13 protein-coding genes are annotated in these 18,856 nt (G+C 56.6%); 5 read left to right on the top strand and 8 right to left on the bottom strand.

Annotated elements, in window-relative coordinates; all coding sequences use genetic code 11:
• Positions 1-28 precede the first annotated feature (28 nt).
• From BM155_RS03000 to BM155_RS02985, 4 genes are all read left to right on the top strand, one after another.
• On the top strand, positions 29-1,183 hold the full coding sequence (locus BM155_RS03000; protein ID WP_067157683.1) for a cupin domain-containing protein: 1,155 nt from the start codon (positions 29-31) through the stop codon (positions 1,181-1,183).
• Positions 1,183-1,608, top strand: a complete 426-nt coding sequence (locus BM155_RS02995; protein ID WP_067153237.1) for a GNAT family N-acetyltransferase — start codon at positions 1,183-1,185, stop codon at positions 1,606-1,608. Before BM155_RS03000 ends, BM155_RS02995 begins: the two co-directional genes overlap by 1 nt.
• Positions 1,601-2,080 (top strand): DUF7931 domain-containing protein, encoded by a 480-nt coding sequence (locus tag BM155_RS02990; protein WP_067153235.1) that lies wholly within the window; start codon positions 1,601-1,603, stop codon positions 2,078-2,080. Before BM155_RS02995 ends, BM155_RS02990 begins: the two co-directional genes overlap by 8 nt.
• A gap of 265 nt (positions 2,081-2,345) precedes the next feature.
• Entirely contained in the window at positions 2,346-3,776 is a 1,431-nt protein-coding gene (locus BM155_RS02985) for a lytic polysaccharide monooxygenase auxiliary activity family 9 protein (protein ID WP_074901027.1), read from the top strand.
• Positions 3,777-3,863: 87 nt separating this feature from the next.
• On the opposite strand, the gene BM155_RS02980 is transcribed toward BM155_RS02985, so the two are convergent.
• The 3 genes from BM155_RS02980 to BM155_RS02970 form a co-directional block, all read right to left on the bottom strand.
• Positions 3,864-4,697: an arylamine N-acetyltransferase family protein gene (locus tag BM155_RS02980; RefSeq protein WP_074901025.1), complete on the bottom strand. Its 834-nt coding sequence runs from the start codon at positions 4,695-4,697 to the stop codon at positions 3,864-3,866.
• A gap of 168 nt (positions 4,698-4,865) precedes the next feature.
• On the bottom strand, positions 4,866-7,055 hold the full coding sequence (locus BM155_RS02975; protein ID WP_074901023.1) for a malate synthase G: 2,190 nt from the start codon (positions 7,053-7,055) through the stop codon (positions 4,866-4,868).
• 142 nt (positions 7,056-7,197) lie between these two features.
• Complete coding sequence (locus BM155_RS02970; protein ID WP_067153227.1) at positions 7,198-8,133, bottom strand: LysR family transcriptional regulator; 936 nt, start codon at positions 8,131-8,133, stop codon at positions 7,198-7,200.
• A 116-nt stretch (positions 8,134-8,249) separates the two neighbouring features.
• Between BM155_RS02970 and aceA the strand changes: the two genes are divergently transcribed.
• Positions 8,250-9,584, top strand: coding sequence for an isocitrate lyase (gene aceA, locus BM155_RS02965; protein WP_067153225.1), 1,335 nt, complete (start codon positions 8,250-8,252; stop codon positions 9,582-9,584).
• Between the two features lie 78 nt (positions 9,585-9,662).
• Here aceA and BM155_RS02960 read toward each other — a convergent pair whose 3' ends face one another.
• From BM155_RS02960 to ppsA, 5 genes are all read right to left on the bottom strand, one after another.
• The gene (locus tag BM155_RS02960; RefSeq protein ID WP_074901021.1) at positions 9,663-11,867 is read right to left on the bottom strand and encodes an acetyl-CoA hydrolase/transferase C-terminal domain-containing protein; all 2,205 of its coding nucleotides are present in this window, start codon (positions 11,865-11,867) and stop codon (positions 9,663-9,665) included.
• Positions 11,868-11,918: 51 nt separating this feature from the next.
• Positions 11,919-14,150: an acyl-CoA dehydrogenase gene (locus BM155_RS02955; protein ID WP_067153221.1), complete on the bottom strand. Its 2,232-nt coding sequence runs from the start codon at positions 14,148-14,150 to the stop codon at positions 11,919-11,921.
• A 471-nt stretch (positions 14,151-14,621) separates the two neighbouring features.
• Positions 14,622-15,098, bottom strand: coding sequence for a ribonuclease E activity regulator RraA (rraA, locus tag BM155_RS02950; protein ID WP_067153220.1), 477 nt, complete (start codon positions 15,096-15,098; stop codon positions 14,622-14,624).
• A gap of 112 nt (positions 15,099-15,210) precedes the next feature.
• The gene (locus BM155_RS02945; protein ID WP_067153218.1) at positions 15,211-15,738 is read right to left on the bottom strand and encodes a L,D-transpeptidase family protein; all 528 of its coding nucleotides are present in this window, start codon (positions 15,736-15,738) and stop codon (positions 15,211-15,213) included.
• A 588-nt stretch (positions 15,739-16,326) separates the two neighbouring features.
• The gene (gene ppsA, locus BM155_RS02940; RefSeq protein ID WP_074901019.1) at positions 16,327-18,690 is read right to left on the bottom strand and encodes a phosphoenolpyruvate synthase; all 2,364 of its coding nucleotides are present in this window, start codon (positions 18,688-18,690) and stop codon (positions 16,327-16,329) included.
• Positions 18,691-18,856: the final 166 nt, after the last annotated feature.

Below are 18,856 nucleotides of genomic sequence, written 5' to 3'. Positions count from 1 at the left end.
GCTGATTGGCATCTCTGGGAAGCTTTCCGTGGCCAAACCATTTACCCATCTCGGCAACATGCCCGTTGAGGAATTCCTCCGCGATTACTGGCAGCAAAAACCCCTGCTGATCCGCAACGCCATACCGGGCTTCGTATCGCCGATATCCGGCGAGGAGCTTGCCGGTATGGCGCTGGAAGAAACCGTGGAGTCGCGCCTGGTACTGGAAAATGGCAGCGAAGGGCCCTGGCAATTGCGTACAGGCCCCTTCTCCGAAGAGGATTTCCTCTCCCTGCCCCGCAGCCACTGGACTTTACTGGTACAGGCGGTGGATCAGTGGCTGTCAGAAGTCGCAGCGCTGAAAGAACACTTCCGCTTTATTCCGGACTGGCGCCTGGACGACGTGATGATCAGTTACGCCGCGGACAAGGGCAGTGTCGGCCCCCACTTTGACTATTACGATGTCTTCCTGCTGCAGGCAGAGGGGAAGCGTCTCTGGCACCAGGGGGCAAAAGCCAATGATGATAGCCCGCGGGTCGAAGGGACACCGCTTAATATTCTCAGAGACTTCGAAGCGGAAAACAGCTGGCTTCTGGAACCCGGTGACATGCTCTACCTGCCGCCCCAGTTCAGTCATTGGGGGATCGCCGAAGGCCCCTGCACCACAATTTCCATCGGATTTCGAGCTCCATCGGCAGCGACGATTCTGGAAGACTTGGCAGCAGAACTGGCGCAAGGGCTGCCGCAGCACTTGCGTTACTCGGACCCGGGCATCGCTCCTGCGCGCCATCCGGCGGAAATAGACCCCGCCTCAATAATCCGCCTGCAGGAGCAATTGAGCAGCTGGCTGCAGCAGCCGCACAAAGTCGCCCAGTGGTTGGGTGCAGTAATGACAGAGGTGAAGTATCCCGAGACAGTAGCACTCGACGCCGGTGATGCCGAAGACTGGCGTACGCAGCTGTCGGCAGGTGCAACTCTGGTCCTTAACCCCGGTTCCCGCTGTGCCTTTTGCCGCGAACCACAGACGCTATTCGTGGACGGAGAACCCTACTCCGCCCCGCTTCCCTTCATTGAGCGCTTCTGTGAAAACCGGGTTATTACGCAAATGGATACCGACAATTTCCCGGAATTGGCTGCAAATGATGGGCTAATCGATCAGCTTGTTTCCCAAGGCAGCCTGATCTACCCGCCGGAGGACTTCTAATGGCCGACACGGAAATCCGCCTGGCGGCCTGGGAAGCGGATCTTGCGTTGATTCGCCAGGTACGCGAAGCGGTATTTATCCATGAGCAGAATGTAGATCCAGACATAGAGTGGGACCAGGAAGAAGAAACAGCACAACATTTCCTGATTGTGCAAGGCAAAGAACCCCTGGCGACCGCCCGCATCACCACCAGCGGCAAAATTGGACGCATGGCGGTGGTGAAAAAGGCTCGCGGCTGCGGTCTGGGTCTGCAGCTGCTTACCTTTATCTGTAACTATGCGCGGGAACACGGCTTCAGCAGCGTTTACCTGCACGCGCAGTCCCATGCAGAGGGCTTCTATCGCAAGGCGGGATTCCGCTCCGAGGGAGAACCCTTCATCGAGGCGGATATCCCACACATCAAGATGGTGCGCCTCCTTGACTGACGCACAGCTGCTGGAAGACATCGCCGCCTTCCGCGCGGCACTGATCACACTCGTTGGCAACGCCCGCAGAGAGTGCCTGATTTTTTCCCAAAACCTGGCCCGCCCTCTCTACCACGACGAAGCGGTAACACAGGCACTCTCAGATTTCGCCCGCGGCAGCCGGTTTGCGCGGGTGCGCATTTTGATCCGGGACTCAGACCCCATTGTGCGGCAATTCCATCGCACCCATGCCCTGGCCCAGCGGCTCAGCTCGCGCATACAGATCCGCAAGATTCAAGCCACAGTGGACACCGCAGACTGGGAGTTCGCAGTTGCGGATGGCCGCGGTGTACTGCAGTGCGATGACAGGGAGCGCTGGTCTGGCAGCTACCATGCGCAAAACCAGGTTCGCGCACACAAGCTGCAAGATATATTCGAACGCGACTGGGACCTGGCCACAACAGACCCCAACCTGCGGTGCCTGCAACTCTAACCCACCGATAGCTTCCCGCCGCAAGCGCGCTCAGCAGGAAGTGGCGACCACACATAGCGGCATGACCGTGAGAAGCATCTCCCGCCAATACTGTGCGCTGCAGCGCAAATTTTAAATGCCCCACCCAATCCAAATCGAATTGGCGCCGAAATGACTTGGCATCTAACAGTTAACACATAGCATAAAAACCAGATGTCAGCGCTGTCATTATTTTTTCCGCGTTCTTAATGCCAACAAAAAGAAATATATGCACAGGAGAAACCGCATGATGCGCAACCCCCTGCCCCTGCTTTGTACCGCGACTCTTATGCTTTCCGCCAGTCAGGCGCTCGCGCACGGCACCATGGTGGTACCCGAAAGCCGCGTCTACAACTGTTTCCTCAATAACCCAGAGAACCCCTCAGACCCGGCATGTGCCGCGGCCAAGGATTTTGCTGGAACCCAAGCATTTTACGATTGGAACGGCATCAATCAGGCCGCCGCCAATGGCAACCATCGTGCCGTGGTGCCGGATGGCCAGCTATGCGCTGGAGGCAATGCCAAGTTCGCCGGATTGGACCTTGCCCGCGCCGACTGGCAGGCAACCCCCATTGCCCCTAAGAGTGACGGCACTTTTGAGTTCGAATTCTGGGCCACAGCGCCCCACGCAACTCAGGAATGGGTCTTCTACGTAACCCGTCAGGGCTATACACCGGACACGCCGTTAAAGTGGAGCGACCTTTTCGAATTCTGCCGCCTGGGAGAAGTACCGCTCAGTGCCAACAATCGCTATAAACTCAACTGTCCTCTGCCACCGGTCAGCGGCAAACACGTGATCTATACCACTTGGCAGCGCTCCGACAGCGGAGAAGCCTTCTACACTTGCACCGATGTTATTCTGGGAAATGCCGCCAGCCCATGGGCCGATGAGGGCGACTTTTCAGCGCAAACAGATTTAGCTGAAGGCAGTAGTGTGACCCTGCGCCTGTTCAACAGCAGCGGCAACGATATGGAAAGTGTGCGTTATACGGTGACTGCCGGCGCCACATCCGCCGCGGACTGGGCCTACGGCTTTGCACGGATGGTCAACAATCACTCCCAATACGCGCGTATCGGCGTACTGGACCCAAATAGCGGAGAGGTAACACCGGTGAGATCCGCCGATGGAAACCGGGTGTACACCCTCGCCGACCTCAATCTCAGCCACGAGATCGACATTCAGGTTCCCCGCGGCAACAACCCGCCTGTCGCGGTGCTCAGTGCTGAATCGAACGCACTTAGCGGCGCCGGCAACATAACCCTGTCCGCAGCGGCCTCCAGCGATCCCGATGGCGATCCACTCAGCTTCAGCTGGACCGTAATCGCCGGCAGCGGTGCCAGCCTCAGCGATGAAAGCGGTGATTCCGTAACACTTCACCTCAGTGAACCGATACAACACCAGACAATCACGGTAAGGGTCACCGTCAGCGATGGGCAACTCACCGACAGCACAACAGTGGATATCGATCATAGTCCGGGCGGGACTGGCGGCTACGATTATGTCTACCCGGAAGCGATCGGCAGCTACGTGCCCGGTGAAACCATAGTTCTGGGCAGTGACGGCAAGCGTTATCAGTGCCGCCCCTGGCCATATGGAGACTGGTGCAATGTTAACAGCGCCTACCATTATGCGCCGGGAACAGGCGCCAACTGGCAGGATGCCTGGACACAGTTGTAAGCACCGCGCCCGTCTCCAAGAGACGGGCGTTTCACTTTTAATAAAATTGCCGCCGCCACAGGCAATCGCGGTTTGCAATGGCCTTGTTTACGCGCTCTCTCCTCGGGCAAACAAGGCCGCAAAAGCATGCGTCACCTGCTGTCCGGCCGGCAGTCTAATGCCGAAAACATCGGCGAGTGCTTCGCATAGCTCGCGTGGATTCGCCAGCATGGAAATGCTACCCGCTCCCTGATGGGGATAGCTACGCAGTTCCCTGCCGCGCAGAGTATGGCGGCCGCGATCATGTGCCCGAGCAGCGATCAACTCCCGTACAAACTGGGATTCCGGGTAGGTGGAGCTGTACCAGTTGAAGACCTTGTAGTCTTCTTGTGTCTGGCGCTGTAGATCAAAGCGGTACAGCGGCAGCCATTGCCCGTCAATCTGCATCTGCAAAACGAAATCCTCGCCGATCCGGAGCAGACGGTAGACACCGTGACTGCACACCTGCTCGCCTTCAGTATCCAGTCGCAAAGGTGCCGTAGGTGTCCGCGCCCCGAAGCCGACATCAATCAAGTGGGGTACACCACCAATTTTGGAACAGAGGATCATATGTGTTTGAGGCGGCCGGCAGTTTTCCGGGGCCTGCCAGAGGACCCTTGCAGCCAGCCCTTTAACATGCAGCCCCATTTCTGTGAGGACTGCTCGCAACAGGGTATTCTGTTCAAAACAGTAACCACCCCGTCCTCCGCGCACCAGCTTGTGCTCGACACTCGGCAAATCAATGGCCACCGGCCGGCCGAGAAAGGGATCTATATTTTCAAACGGAATGGATCGGACATGGCAGCTGACAAGCGCACGCACAGTTTCCGGGACCGCCACGCTTTCACCGGTGTAACCGATACGCGCAAAGTATGCCTCCATATCGATTGCTGTATGCTTCATAGGGGTTGTACCTTTGAGGCAAATCAGGGAAATACGCAGCTTAAAACCTCAACTATTCTTTAGGTCAAGCCGCTCCCCCAGACCAACAACGCAAAAAGGCCCCGAGGGGCCTTTTTGCTAGATGGTTTCCCGGCGACTTGTGCTCCGAGGGGGCAGCCCCCGGGCGCATTATGCAGCGGCTTCCTCAGAGTATTTCGCCTTAAACTCACGGCGCCGGCGGTGGAGCACCGGTTCAGTGTAACCGTTGGGCTGGGTGCAGCCCTCAAACACCAACTCACAGGCCGCCTGAAAGGCGATACTGTTATCGTAGTCCGGCGACATGTCGCGGTAATTGGGGTCTCCGGCATTTTGCCGGTCCACTACCGCGGCCATGCGCTGCATGGTTTCCAGCACCTGTTCCCTGGTTACGACACCGTGCTTGAGCCAGTTGGCGATATGCTGTGAGGAAATGCGCAGTGTCGCCCTGTCTTCCATCAGGCCTATGTCGTTGATGTCCGGCACCTTGGAGCAACCGATGCCCTGCTCCACCCAGCGCACCACATAGCCGAGTATTCCCTGGGCATTGTTGTCCAATTCGCGTTGAATTTCCTCGGCGCTCCAATCCGGAGTTTCCGCCACAGGCACAGTGAGGATGTCATCCAGGCTGGCGCGGGCGCGGCCGGCCAACTCTTCCTGGCGCTTGGCGACATCGACCTTGTGGTAGTGTAAGGCGTGCAAAGTGGCCGCGGTCGGGGACGGCACCCAGGCAGTGTTCGCCCCAGCCATTGGGTGGGCCAGTTTGGCATGCATCATTGCTGCCATCTGGTCCGGTATGGGCCACATGCCCTTGCCAATCTGCGCTCGCCCCTTGAGTCCGGTGGCCAAACCGATATCGACGTTACTGTCTTCATAGGCGCTGATCCACTTGGACTGTTTCATATCTCCCTTGCGGATCATCGGGCCAGCCAGCATCGAGGTGTGTATTTCATCCCCGGTGCGGTCGAGAAAGCCGGTATTGATAAACACAACCCGCGCTTTTGCTGCTGCAATACACGCCTTGAGATTTACGGAGGTACGGCGCTCCTCGTCCATGATGCCCATCTTCAGGGTGTTGCGCTCAAGCCCCAGGGCATCTTCAATGCGGTCAAACAGTTCGTTGGAGAACGCCACTTCCTCAGGGCCGTGCATTTTCGGTTTGACGATATAGATACTGCCCGTTCGGGAGTTTTTAAAGGGGCTGTTGCCGCGAATATCGTGCATTGCGATCAGACTGGTGACCATGCCGTCGAGAATGCCTTCGGGCACCTCATTGCCATTCCCGTCGAGCACGGCGTCGTTGGTCATCAGATGCCCGACGTTGCGCACAAACAAAAGACTGCGCCCGGGCAGCGTGAAAGAATTGCCGTTTGGGGATGTGTATTCCCGGTCGGGATTCAGTGTGCGCTCAAAAGTCTTGCCGCCCTTGGTGATCATCTCCTTGAGATCGCCTTTCATCAGGCCGAGCCAATTGCGGTAAACAACCACCTTGTCCTCAGCGTCAACCGCTGCAACCGAGTCCTCACAGTCCATGATGGTAGTGAGTGCGGCTTCCATCAGAATATCTTTGACACCCGCCGGATCCGATTTGCCAATCGGACTCTCGCGATCTATTTGAATCTCAAAATGCAAGCCGTGGTGGCGCAACAGTATGGCTTCCGGCTTGTCACTGTCCCCGCGGTAGCCTGCAAATTGCTTGAAGTTTTGCAAGGTGGCGATATCGCCCTCGGCGAGCTCCACTTCCAGCAGAGACCCGTTGATGCGGTACTCCACCGCATCCTTGTGGCTGCCGCAGGTCAGCGGCGCGGAGCGGTCGAGAAATTCCCGCGCGTAGCGGATAACTGCCGCGCCGCGCACCGGGTTGTATTCGCCTCCCTTTGTGGCGCCGTTCTCTTCACTGATGACGTCGGTTCCGTAGAGCGCGTCGTAGAGGCTGCCCCAGCGGGCGTTGGCGGCATTCAGGGCGTAGCGGGCGTTCATCACCGGCACAACCAGCTGCGGACCGGCCAGAGTAGCGATTTCCGGGTCGACATTTTCTGTGGTCGCCGTGAAATCTTCAGGCTCTTCCACCAGGTAATCAATCTCGCGCAGAAACGCCTTGTATTTATCCAGATCCCGGTAGGCTCCGGGATTTTCCGTGTACCAGCGGTCTAGCGCCTCCTGCATGCGGTCGCGCTTTTCGAGCAAAGCACGGTTTACCGGTGCGAGATCGCGGACAATTTTTTCGAACTCTGCCCAGAAAACATCGGCACTGACGCCAGTGCCGGGAATCACTTCCTCGGTAACCAGGTTGTACAACTCTGATGCGACTCGCAGTTCTCCGATTTGGACTCGTTCCGTCATATCCGGGCCTCTCGCTGATTGTGGGAACTCTGTGATTGAGATTCGGGCATTCTAAACAGCCGCCCACTCATATCGCTAATTTATAGATGGAATTTCCACTATTCACACTATGAATTTTTCGTAACAGACGCTCGCTCACTTTTCACAGCTGCCGGCCGATATCCAGAATCAAACGCCGCAACCAGCGGTGTGGCGCACTCTGCTGCAACAGTGGACTCCACGCCATTTTTAATTCCAGCGGCGGGATTTCCAGCGGTGGGTCCCGGCGCACCACACGCGGGTTATCCCTCGCCAGCTGTGCCAACCGTGTGGGCACAGTAACAATTAGGTCACTCTGCTCCGCCAGCAGCATCGCGACCTGGTAATGGCGGGTAAAAACGGCGATTGTTCGTTTTTCTCCCAAGCGACTTATCGCCTCATCAACCCAGCCCAGGCGCTGCACATCTTCCGGGTTGACGCCCACCCCCACCCCCATGCCGGTCTTGCTGACCCAGATATGCTGAGCGCGCAGGTAACTCTGCAGATTGTAGTCGTCCAGGATGGGATTATCGGCACGCATCACGCAGGAGAAGGAGTCGCGCCACACCGTGGCCTGGTGAAAGCTCTGCGGCATGCTGTCGAAGCGGTTGATCACCATATCCACCTTGCCCTGCTCCACATCCACGAAACTGACGTCACTGGGCGTCATGATATCCAGGCTGATACCGGGCGCCCGCTCCCGCAGCTCTTTCAACAGCGGTGGAATCAGTGTGGATTCGGCGTAGTCACTGGCCATGATACGGAAGGTACGGCGCGCGTCAGCCGGCTCGAAATCCCGGTTCGGCTGAATCACCCGGTCGATCGCCGCCAGTGCCTCGCGCACCATTGGTTGCAATTCCAAGGCCCGCTCCGTCGGCATCATCCCCTCGCGGGTACGCACCAGCAACGGGTCGTCAAAAAGTTCCCGCAGGCGCTTGAGGCCGTTACTCATCGCGGGCTGGGACAACCCCAGATAGTTCGCTGCACGGGTCACATTGCGCTCCCGCAGCAATACATCCAAATGAACCAAAAGGTTCAGGTCGGCGCGTTCGATATTCATAGAGTATTTGCTCTACTGATAGTGAAAATAAGACCAATAAATTGGGCAAATTATGCCAGAGCGACTAGCATACTCAACACTTATTCGCAGTCACCGCATCGAGGGAGATCTAAGAGATGAGCATCGGCAACTACGACCGCAAAGCGGAAATCGCCGCTATTGAGAAAGACTGGGCTGAAAATCCGCGCTGGAAAGGCGTTAAACGTACCTACAGTGCCGAGGACGTTATTCGCCTGCGCGGTTCCATTAAGCGCGAAAATACCATCGCCAAACGCGGTGCCGAAAAATTGTGGCAGCTGGTAAACGAAGGCGGCCGTCCGAGCTTCCGCCCCGACAAAGACTTTGTCAATGCCATGGGCGCACTGACTGGCGGCCAGGCGGTTCAGCAGGTAAAAGCCGGGGTACAGGCCATTTACCTGTCTGGCTGGCAGGTAGCGGCGGATGCCAACACCTCCGAGACCATGTACCCGGACCAATCCCTCTACGCCGTGGATTCAGTGCCGACTGTGGTGCGCCGCATTAATAACGCCTTTGAGCGGGCCGATCAAATCCAGTGGAAAAGCGGCAAAAACCCGGATGATGAGGGGTATATCGATTACTTTGCGCCCATCGTCGCCGATGCAGAAGCCGGTTTCGGCGGTGTCCTGAACGCCTACGAGCTGATGAAAAATATGATCCGTGCCGGCGCCGCAGGTGTGCACTTTGAGGACCAGCTGGCCTCGGTGAAAAAGTGCGGCCACATGGGCGGCAAGGTACTGGTCCCAACCCAAGAAGCGGTACAGAAGCTGATCGCCGCACGGCTCGCCACTGACGTGGAAGGTGTCCCCACCATCGTGCTGGCGCGCACCGACGCCAATGCAGCGGATCTGCTGACCTCCGACTGCGATGAATACGATGCACCCTTCCTGACTGGAGAGCGCACTTCCGAAGGTTTCTACAGGGTGAAAGCTGGCATCGACCAGGCAATTGCCCGCGGTCTGGCATACGCCCCCTACGCGGATTTACTGTGGTGCGAAACTGCCACTCCAAACCTGGAAGAGGCGAAGAAGTTCGCCGAATCAGTCCGCAAGGAATACCCGGATCAACTGCTGGCTTATAACTGCTCGCCCTCGTTCAACTGGAAGAAAAATCTGGATGACACAACCATTGGCAAGTTCCAGCGCGAGCTCTCTGCGATGGGCTACAAGTTCCAGTTCATCACCCTGGCCGGTATCCACAGTATGTGGAACGCAATGTTCAACTTGGCCTATGACTACGCCCGCGAGGATATGAGTGCCTACGTGCGCCTGCAGGAGAAGGAGTTCGCCGACGCCGAGAAGGGCTATACCTTCGTTGCGCACCAGCAGGAAGTGGGCACCGGTTACTTCGACGATATGACCAATGTCATTCAGGGCGGCCAGTCTTCTGTGACCGCGCTGACCGGCTCTACCGAGGAAGAGCAGTTTAAGTGAGCGGCCATCGCTCTACCGCACCAAATATCCCATATATTTCACTCATGGTTTGGGCCGCAATTGCGGCCCCTTTTTCGATCAATCCCCCCTGAGCGGACGTCGCGGATCAATAGCGTCATGCAGTGCGCCGGCTACCGCATAAGCTTCCAGCCGGTGTTCGTAGGTATCCGCGTAATCATACCCCATACGCTCCAGGCAGCGGTGAATCCAGGCGTTTTCCCCTGAGGAATCCTTGCAGATACGACGCCCCGCGAAAATTAGCGGCAGGGCTTTCCACCGGGGTTTACTGACTTTCTGCAAGTGCTCAAGGGCTACAGCAAGCAGCGCCTCTTCGTCGGTAAAGTCGCTTCCCAGCGGAAAATAAGGTAGCAACCGCAAGCGTGTCTCATCGTTAAAGACAGCGGCAATTCTGTCCGGTGTATTGGACGTGAATTGCAGTGGTATCGCGTAGTCCTTCTCCAGTTTGCCCGCACTTTTGGCCTTTTCCATTAAAGCCTCCTGAAAACGGGAATCGCAGATACAGAGCATCGCCGCAATAACGTCGCGATCGGATTTTCCTCGCAGGTCGGCAACTCCGTATTCAGTAACGACAATATCCCGCAGATGCCTTGGGATTGTGCAATGAGGGTATTCCCACAGGATATTGCTCCTGCACTGCCCGCCGTCTTGCCATGTGCTCGGCAAAGCAATGATTGAGCGACCACCGGGCAGCTCTTGAGCCTGAGCGACAAAGTTGTACTGCCCGCCCACGCCGCTGACCACTTGGTTGTCAGCCAGACCGTCGGAAATCACGGCACCAGTCACGGTAACCATCATCGCCGAATTGATAAAGCGTGCCTTTTGCCGCTGTGCCACCTTGAGGTCCCGATCCCGCTGCAAATCGTTAATGAAGTCGATGGCAGTCATACATATACCCGCCCGCTCTTCATCCGTTAACGCGCGCAACTCCCGATACATAAACTCGGGGCCGAGGTAGAAACCCCCATGCAGCCAGGTACCACCACGCAGTTTTTTGTTCAGGCAAGTACCGAGCAGCCTGCGCCGCCCGTGTTCGCTGTGCAAATCGCACTCCTCTTCTTCCCCCTGGGGCGAAAGCAGCTTGTGCCCGCGCCAGCTGTAATTGGAATCGATAATGCCCAGTGCTTGTAGAAAAACCGTATCGGCTGGCGTAAGCGGACAGTGGATGCGACCGGCCTCCTTTAAAGCCAACAGCATCTCCTCATTGACAGTTGTGGATATCTCACCGGCGTCCAGCAGCCGCTGCAGGGCAGCATCCGGGTAAACCTCCCGCTTCATCACCCCCGCGCGGCGCAAGTGCAGAAAGCCCGGCGGCACCATTTCGCTGGCGCCGTAGAGCCCCTTCGCAAAAGGCCCTAATTCTGGTTGTAAATTTTGCCGCAGTTGCAGAGAGTCATCACTGGTGAGATCGCGCACTATGGATCGGTACTGTCGATTATTCGTCTGACGTAATCGCAATACGTGGCAAACCGCATCGCCAAGCGCGCCTATGCCCACTTGCAGTGTGCCGCCGTCGACAACCAGGCTGGCGATGTGAAACGCCAGCGCGTAGTGAGTCAAGTCTACTGGCTGCGTGGGCACGGCGAAAAGCGGTTCATCGAAAGCTTCACCGTCAAGCAAAAAGGTGAAGCTGCTCGCAGGGATTTCCGCGTCGCCCCCCATATACGGCAGTTGCGGATTGACCTCTCCCACCAGCACCGGTGGCGGAACACCCCGCGCAACCGCCATATCCATCACAGGAATGGTCAGATCCGGATTGCAGCTGAGGCTGTATTTGTCGCCGCCTGCAGAGGGCGCCACCATCTGCGCAATGACATTGACACCGAGGTCCAGCAAATCCCTCGGTACATGCGTGTAATTCGAACAAATGTAATTTCGCTGAGCCTCGCTGTTTTCGAGGAAAGCGCCGGGCTGCATAAAGAATTCGTAAACCTCGATATTGGCTGGCAACAACCCCTTGCGCCGCGCCGACGCGTAACTCAGATCCCGCCCCTGACTGTAAAGGCGATCCAGTAGCGGCAGCACAAAACGGCGAGCGATTTCGCTGTGTCCTTCGGGACGTTCCAGAGTTAGGCCAGTGAATATCGTCAGCGAAATACTGGGATCGGCGGCAGCGCGCGCGTATAGGGCGTTGACAAAGTGATTGGCCTTTCCGAGTCCGAGCGGCAGACCGAGCACAATCCGCTTCCCCACCATCTCCAGCAGAGCATCCACACACTGCTCAGCACGGTCGAAACGCCGGGGGCTATCAGTGATTAGAGTCATCGTTTTCCAGTGGGCCTTTGACGATTACGGCAGCATCACCGACGGTTAAGACTAATGGGCAGCGGATTCCGACCCCAGCTTGTCAAAATGATCCACCTGGATGGCGAGATTGACAGCATCCGCCGTTTCCCTCAGCTGCTCCGCCTCCTCTTCACTGATCAACGCTTTTTGTATCCCCTCATCTATTGCAGCGTGGTTCAGTGTTCGGATCCCACCTTTTTTCAGCTTGTCCCTGATCGATTGAGTAGCACAGACTTTGATAAAAGCCTGCTCGACCAAGTCAACGCCATCGCCGGGGTTTCCGAGAAAAACCCCTTTAGTCAAGCGATCCCGCGTTTCCGATGGAGCCATCAATAGCTCCGCACAGGCTCGGGCCTGACGGTCTGAAGCCGGATTAATGCTGTGCCCCCAGGGCATAGTGAGAAAATGCATCAGCTGGCCGAGGAAGCGGTGCGGAAAGTTTTGAAACACTTCCAGAAGGCGCTCTTCTATCCGGTGCAGACCGGCTCGCATGGCAAATTCCAATAAGGGCCTATCCGCCCTGGGGCTGCCATCATCCTTAAAGCGTTTCAGGGTGCAGCTGAGTAGATAAAGTTCGCTGAGCACATCGCCGAGGCGTGCGGAAATCAGTTCCTTGCGTTTCAATTCACCGCCCAAAGACATCAGTGAAAATTCGGTGACCAAAGTCAGCACCGCAGAGTAGCGGTTCAACTGACGGTAGTATTTTGCCGCCTTGCCCACCCCCTTGGGACTGGTGGCGAAGAGTCCCACTGTCCAGCCGTGCAGCACTGCGCGAGCGAAGGTTTTCACCTGAAACCAGAAGTGTTTGGGCAGCAAGCGGTCCAAAACTTCAACCCCGGCCTCGCTATCCGGATTTTCCGCCGCCAGCATTTCCTCGAACAGATAGGGATGACAACGGATAGCGCCCTGGCCGAAAATCATCAAGCTGCGGGTGAGAATATTGGCCCCTTCGACGGTGATGGCCACCGGCACCGCCCGATAGACATTGCCGATATAGTTGAGCGGACCGTCCATTATTGCCTTGCCTGCGTGAATATCCATGGCGTCGTTAATCGACTGGCGCAATCCCTGGGTGGCGTGGGCCTTCATAATCGCCGACACCACTGCGGGTTTCAGTCCCTCATCGAGGGCCCGTGTGGTGGTCTTGTGGGCGCTGTCGAGTACATAGGCAATGCCGGCAATTTCCGCCAATCGCCGCTGCACCCCCTCAAACTTGCCAATGGGAATACCAAACTGTTCGCGGATACGCGCATAAGCGCCAGTAGTGCGCGCGGCCATTTTTGCCCCGCCGGTAGACAATGACGGCAGGGAGATACCGCGCCCCGCAGCTAGCGCCTTCATCAGCATATGCCAGCCGCGGCCGACGTTCTCCCGTCCCCCGATCACCCACTCCATGGGCACGAACACATCTTTGCCCCAGTTGGGGCCATTCTGGAAAGCCTGCATGGCCGGCAGGTGTCGCTGACCGATGGTGACACCTTCGGTATCCGTAGGCACCAGCGCTACGGTAATACCCAGCGCTTCCTTGTCGCCGAGAATATGGTCCGGATCATACAGTTTGAAGGCGAGTCCGAGAATCGTCGCCACAGGGCCCAGCGTGATATAGCGTTTGTGCCAGTTCACGCGCATCCCCAGGGTTTTTTGGCCTTTGTACTCGCCGTAGCAGACTACTCCACTATCGACCATGGACGCGGCGTCGGAACCCGCCTCGGGACTGGTGAGACCGAAGCACGGAATCTCTCGACCATCGGCGAGACGGGGTAGATAATAGTTTTTCTGCGCTTCGGTTCCATGAGCGATCAACAGCTCGCCCGGCCCTAAGGAGTTGGGCACCATTACGGTGACGCCAACACAAGTGCTACGGGTGGAAATCTTGGTGACGATCTCTGCGTGTGCACTCGGTGAAAAGCCCAGACCGCCATAGCTTTTGGGAATGATGATGCCGAAAAACTTCTCCCGCTTGAGGAAATCCCAAATCTCCGCCGGTATACAGCGGTCCTCGAAGGAGATCTGCCAGTCGTCCAGCATGCGGCAAAGCGCTTCCACCGGACCGTCCAGAAAAGCTTGTTCCTCCTCACTCAGCTCGGGAGGACCCATACCGAGAAGCTGCTCCCAGTCCGGCTTCCCAGACAGCAACTGGGCATCCCACCAGACTTCCCCCGCCTCCATTGCCTCCCGCTCGGTTTCAGAAATGGGAGGTAGCACTCGTTTAATCAGCTTGAGCAGCGGACGGGTAATCCATTTTTTTCGCAGATCGCTCATTGTCACCTTCCATAGCAGTTAGCGCGGGGCGCTAAATTCAGGGGGAAATCCCCCCCCTGAGTCAACCAGAGTACTCATGTGAATACGCAGAGGCCCCGGCCTCCAAAAGGGGCATCAGCACACAATGATAGGTGAGAAAATACGGACCGGCGCCAGCCTGTGGGCGTAGAAAAGTTGATCAGCGCTCCAATCAACCGGCGGAGAAAGCGCGGATTACGCACCAGCAGCAGGCTACCGAGACGGGCCGCCCTAGGGAATCTCTGATTAATTCATTTCCTTGTGGCAAAGGTTCTTCGGGGGCGGATGTGAAGCTCAGGTGATAGGACGAACATTTCGAAACCGTCGGATACAAGGAGGTATCCGGCGAAGCTACAGGGAAGCACTCGTGCGTTTTCGAAATGTCCGTCCTATTGCCTGAGCGCCCCGCAGACTACCATTGTGTTCACGCGAATTAATCAGAGGTCCCCTAGGTCAGATCAGGGCTTGAGATGAAACAATAACGCCATTGTTATCCGCGTACAGGTATTCACCGGGACGAAAGGTGACACCGCCAAAGGTCACATCCAGATTCTTGTCGCCAATCCCTTTCTTTTCAGTTTTCATCGGGTGGGTACCCAGCGCCTGAACCCCCAGGTTCAGCTTGCCAATTTCATCCACGTCGCGGATACAGCCGTACATAATGATACCCTCCCAACCGTTATTGCAGGCTTTTTCCGCGAGCATATCTCCGAGGCACGCACGGCGCATGGACCCGCCGGCATCCACTACCAACACCTTGCCGCGCCCTGCTTCGCCCACCATTTCCCGCACCAGTGAGTTGTCCTCAAAACATTTGATGGTAACGATCTGTCCCCCGAAGCGCTCGCGGCCACCGTAGTTGTAAAACATAGGCTCCACGACCCGGACCAGCTCCGGGTGCGCATCGCAAAGATCTGGAGTGGAAATCATCCTGGCTCCCCCTTAAATCCGCCTAACCCGTGTCCGTGGATCATAGCGGCTTCCCTGCCCCGAAACATCTGCGCAGCACTTATACCGGCCATCAGCCCGGTGGATAATCCTCTCAGCGGGTGACTTTTACCGGTGTCCCAACGCGGACATACTGGAAAAACTTCTGCGCCATATGTGGCGGCATACGTACACAGCCATGAGATGCCGGATAATTCGGCACATTGTTCGACGCGTGTAGACCGATACCACCGTTAAAACGGATATAGTTGTTCATTTGCGCCCCGCGGTAATAGGTGCCCGGAGGTCTACGGTGCTTGCGTGTATTGACGTTCGCCCTGACCACTCGCCCGGTCCGCCGGTCGACATAACTGCCGTAAACAGATGAACGGTGATAGGGATGCTTGGACAGTACGCGAAAGTTTCCCGGACGGGTGCTATAGCCCGGTTTTCCGGATGACACCTTGGATACAGCTATCAGTCGGCTGCCTTTGTAGAGGTAGGCACGCTGTTCCGTGAGGTTTATTGTGACAGAGACTGGACCGGGTGCTGAGGCCGCTGCCTTGTCATCAAACCAGTTGACTCCACGGGGCTTGGCCAGCGCTTCATCCGCTCCCAGTAGCAACAGCAGAAAAAATGCCACAGAGGCATACCACAGCGGTATTCTTTTTTCGCTTCTCGAGTGCATAACTCACCTCAACAACGCTCTCCACTCACTGAAATTGCCGGCCGATACAGCAGTCCGTCCGACAGCGATGTAATCCCGCCAATGTTTCTCTGACGGGGCAATGCATTTACAGGAAAAGTGCAGGGCCGCTTTCGCAGTGATATCCGACCTTGACACTGATTCGATTTTATTGAGGGGAGCAGCGTTGCTTAGATTGAAATATTCTCTGCAGAAACGGCGATATTGAGAGGCGACTTGAACATAAGGTGTAGTTCGCAAATCGACAATACAATATAGAGGAAATCGTTGCCGAATGTGTGTCAAGTACGGCAACTAAAGTCTAAGAAACCACTGATTAATCCGCGCAAACGCGGAAATTACATACGATTTCTATCCAATTGCCCGCGCTTCTCATTTGGGATTAAAGAGGCTTTACCATCCGGAGGGAAATTCGTCAGAAATTGCCGAAATCAACAACGCCCGGCAATAAAATGTGAATTCATATCGACGTTTCTTATGGGCCACACAAAAAAGCGGCCCTAATGGGCCGCTTTTTATACAACGTCAACCTTTCTGGTTAGCCAAAAATAGCCAAGTATCAACGGCCGTATCGGGATTCAGGGAAACACTATCTATTCCCTCCTCCATCAGCCAGCGGGCGAAATCCTTGTGATCCGAAGGGCCCTGACCGCATATACCCACGTACTTGCCGGCTTTTTTGCACGCCTGTATGGCTCGGGACAGCAGTACTTTGACGGCGGGATTGCGCTCGTCAAACAAGTCTGCCACCAAACCGGAATCCCTATCCAAGCCCAGCGTCAACTGGGTCAGATCATTGGAGCCGATGGAAAAACCATCGAAGTACTGCAGAAATTCCTCCGCGAGGAGCGCGTTGGAGGGCAGTTCGCACATCATAATAATCTTCAAACCGCCTTCGCCGCGCACCAGGCCATTCTCAGCCAGCAAATCGATCACTTCCGCAGCCTCTTCCGGTGTGCGCACGAAGGGGACCATGATTTCTACATTCGTCAAACCCATTTCATCGCGCACTTTTTTCAGTGCGCGGCACTCCAGTGCAAAGCAAGGACGGAAATCCGCCGACCGGTAGCGGGCCGCGCCGCGGAAGCCGAGCATCGGATTCTCCTCGCTGGGCTCATACAGCTGACCACCCAACAGGTGTGCGTATTCATTGGACTTGAAGTCCGAAAGGCGCACAATGACGCGATTCGGCGCGAAGGCCGCGGCTAGGGTGGCAATTCCCTCCACCAACTTCTCCACAACAAAATCTTCCGGAGAGGCATAGCCACCGATACGCTCGCGGATTTTCCCCTGCAATTCCTCTGGCAGGCTGTCCAGCTCCAAAAGTGCCTTGGGGTGGATACCGATCATGCGGTTGAGAATAAACTCCAACCGCGCCAGACCGACGCCCTGGTTCGGAAGATGGCTGAAAGCGAAAGCGCGATCCGGGTTGCCGACGTTCAGCATGATTTTGAACGGCAGGTCGGGCATATCACTGACTTCAGTCTCTTCCCGCTCGAAGTTCAGTTCCCCGGCCATCACAAAACCGGTGTCCCCTTCCGCACAGGAGACAGTGACCGGAGTGCCAGTGGTCAGCGTGTCAGTCGCGTCGCCACAGCCCACCACCGCGGGAATACCCAGCTCCCGGGCAATGATGGCTGCGTGACAGGTGCGTCCTCCACGATTGGTCACAATTGCACTGGCTTTCTTCAGTACCGGTTCCCAGTCCGGGTCTGTCATATCCGTGACCAACACCTCGCCTTCCTGCATAGCGGCCATATCATCAGCCGACTCCAGCACACGTACTTTGCCGGCTCCGATGCGCTGGCCAATGGCGCGCCCTTCGCACAATACTTCTCCCCGCTCCCGCAGGTGGTAGCGCTCAATACTGGTGCCCGCATCGCGGGAGCGGACAGTTTCCGGACGCGCCTGGACGATAAACAGCTCGCCGGTTTCTCCGTCTTTGGCCCACTCAATATCCATCGGGCGGCCGTAATGTTGCTCTATCTTGCGCGCCTGCAGTGCAAGCTGAGTCAGTTCTTCATCGTTAAGGGCGAAACGGAGGCGGTCCTCTTCCGGGACTGGCACGGTTTTTACCGAGCGGCCGCAATCCCCACCTTGCTCATAGACCATTTTGATGGCCTTGCTGCCCCGGTTGCGACGCAATATCGCCGGGCGGCCGGCATCCAGGGCGGGTTTGTACAGGTAGAACTCGTCCGGGTTAACGGCGCCCTGCACCACCGTTTCACCGAGGCCAAAGGCCGCGGTAATGAAAATCACATCGCGAAAACCGCTCTCGGTGTCCAGGGTAAACATCACGCCAGAAGCGCCAGTTTCACTGCGAACCATATGCTGTATACCCGCGGATAAAGCAACGCCGGCATGCGCATAGCCAGTGTGTACGCGGTAAGCAATGGCGCGGTCGTTGTACAAAGAAGCGAAGACTTCTTTCACCGCTTGCAGCACAGCGTCGATTCCGCGGATATTTAGGAAGGTTTCCTGCTGGCCGGCAAATGAGGCATCGGGTAAATCCTCCGCTGTAGCCGAGGAGCGCACCGCCACCGGTGTCTCCCCTCCCCCCAGCGCTTCATAGCCTTCACGGATTTCCCGCTCCAACTGTGAGGGGAAAGGTGTGTTTAATATCCAGCCACGAATCTCTTCCCCAGCCTCTGCCAGCGCAGCCACATCTTCCACATTCAACGCCTGCAGACGTTCAGCGATGCGCTGTTCCAGATTTTCGTGCACGAGAAACGTGCGGAAGGCCTCAGCCGTGGTGGCAAAACCGCCGGGTACGCTGACCCCGGCGCCGGACAATTCGGAGATCATTTCGCCAAGCGACGCGTTCTTTCCGCCGACCTTGTCGACATCTCCCATGCCCAAATGCGCGAAATCAATGGTGAAATTCGTCAAGTGAAGGCCCTCTGCAACAGGAATTTAGGCGCCGATTATAAGGATGAGGCTTGTAAAAAATAGCCCATAAAAAGCGCCAAAAATGTTGTAAATTTTCTACAAAACACAACGAGACCGGAGAGACAAAACCCGCTACACTGCGCGAAGTGAAATCTTTCGGTTGCTT

Source organism: Microbulbifer thermotolerans, from assembly GCF_900112305.1.
Taxonomy (GTDB): domain Bacteria; phylum Pseudomonadota; class Gammaproteobacteria; order Pseudomonadales; family Cellvibrionaceae; genus Microbulbifer; species Microbulbifer thermotolerans.
Note: the sequence above shows the minus strand (reverse complement) of the source record. Positions and strands in the feature narration are given on the sequence as shown.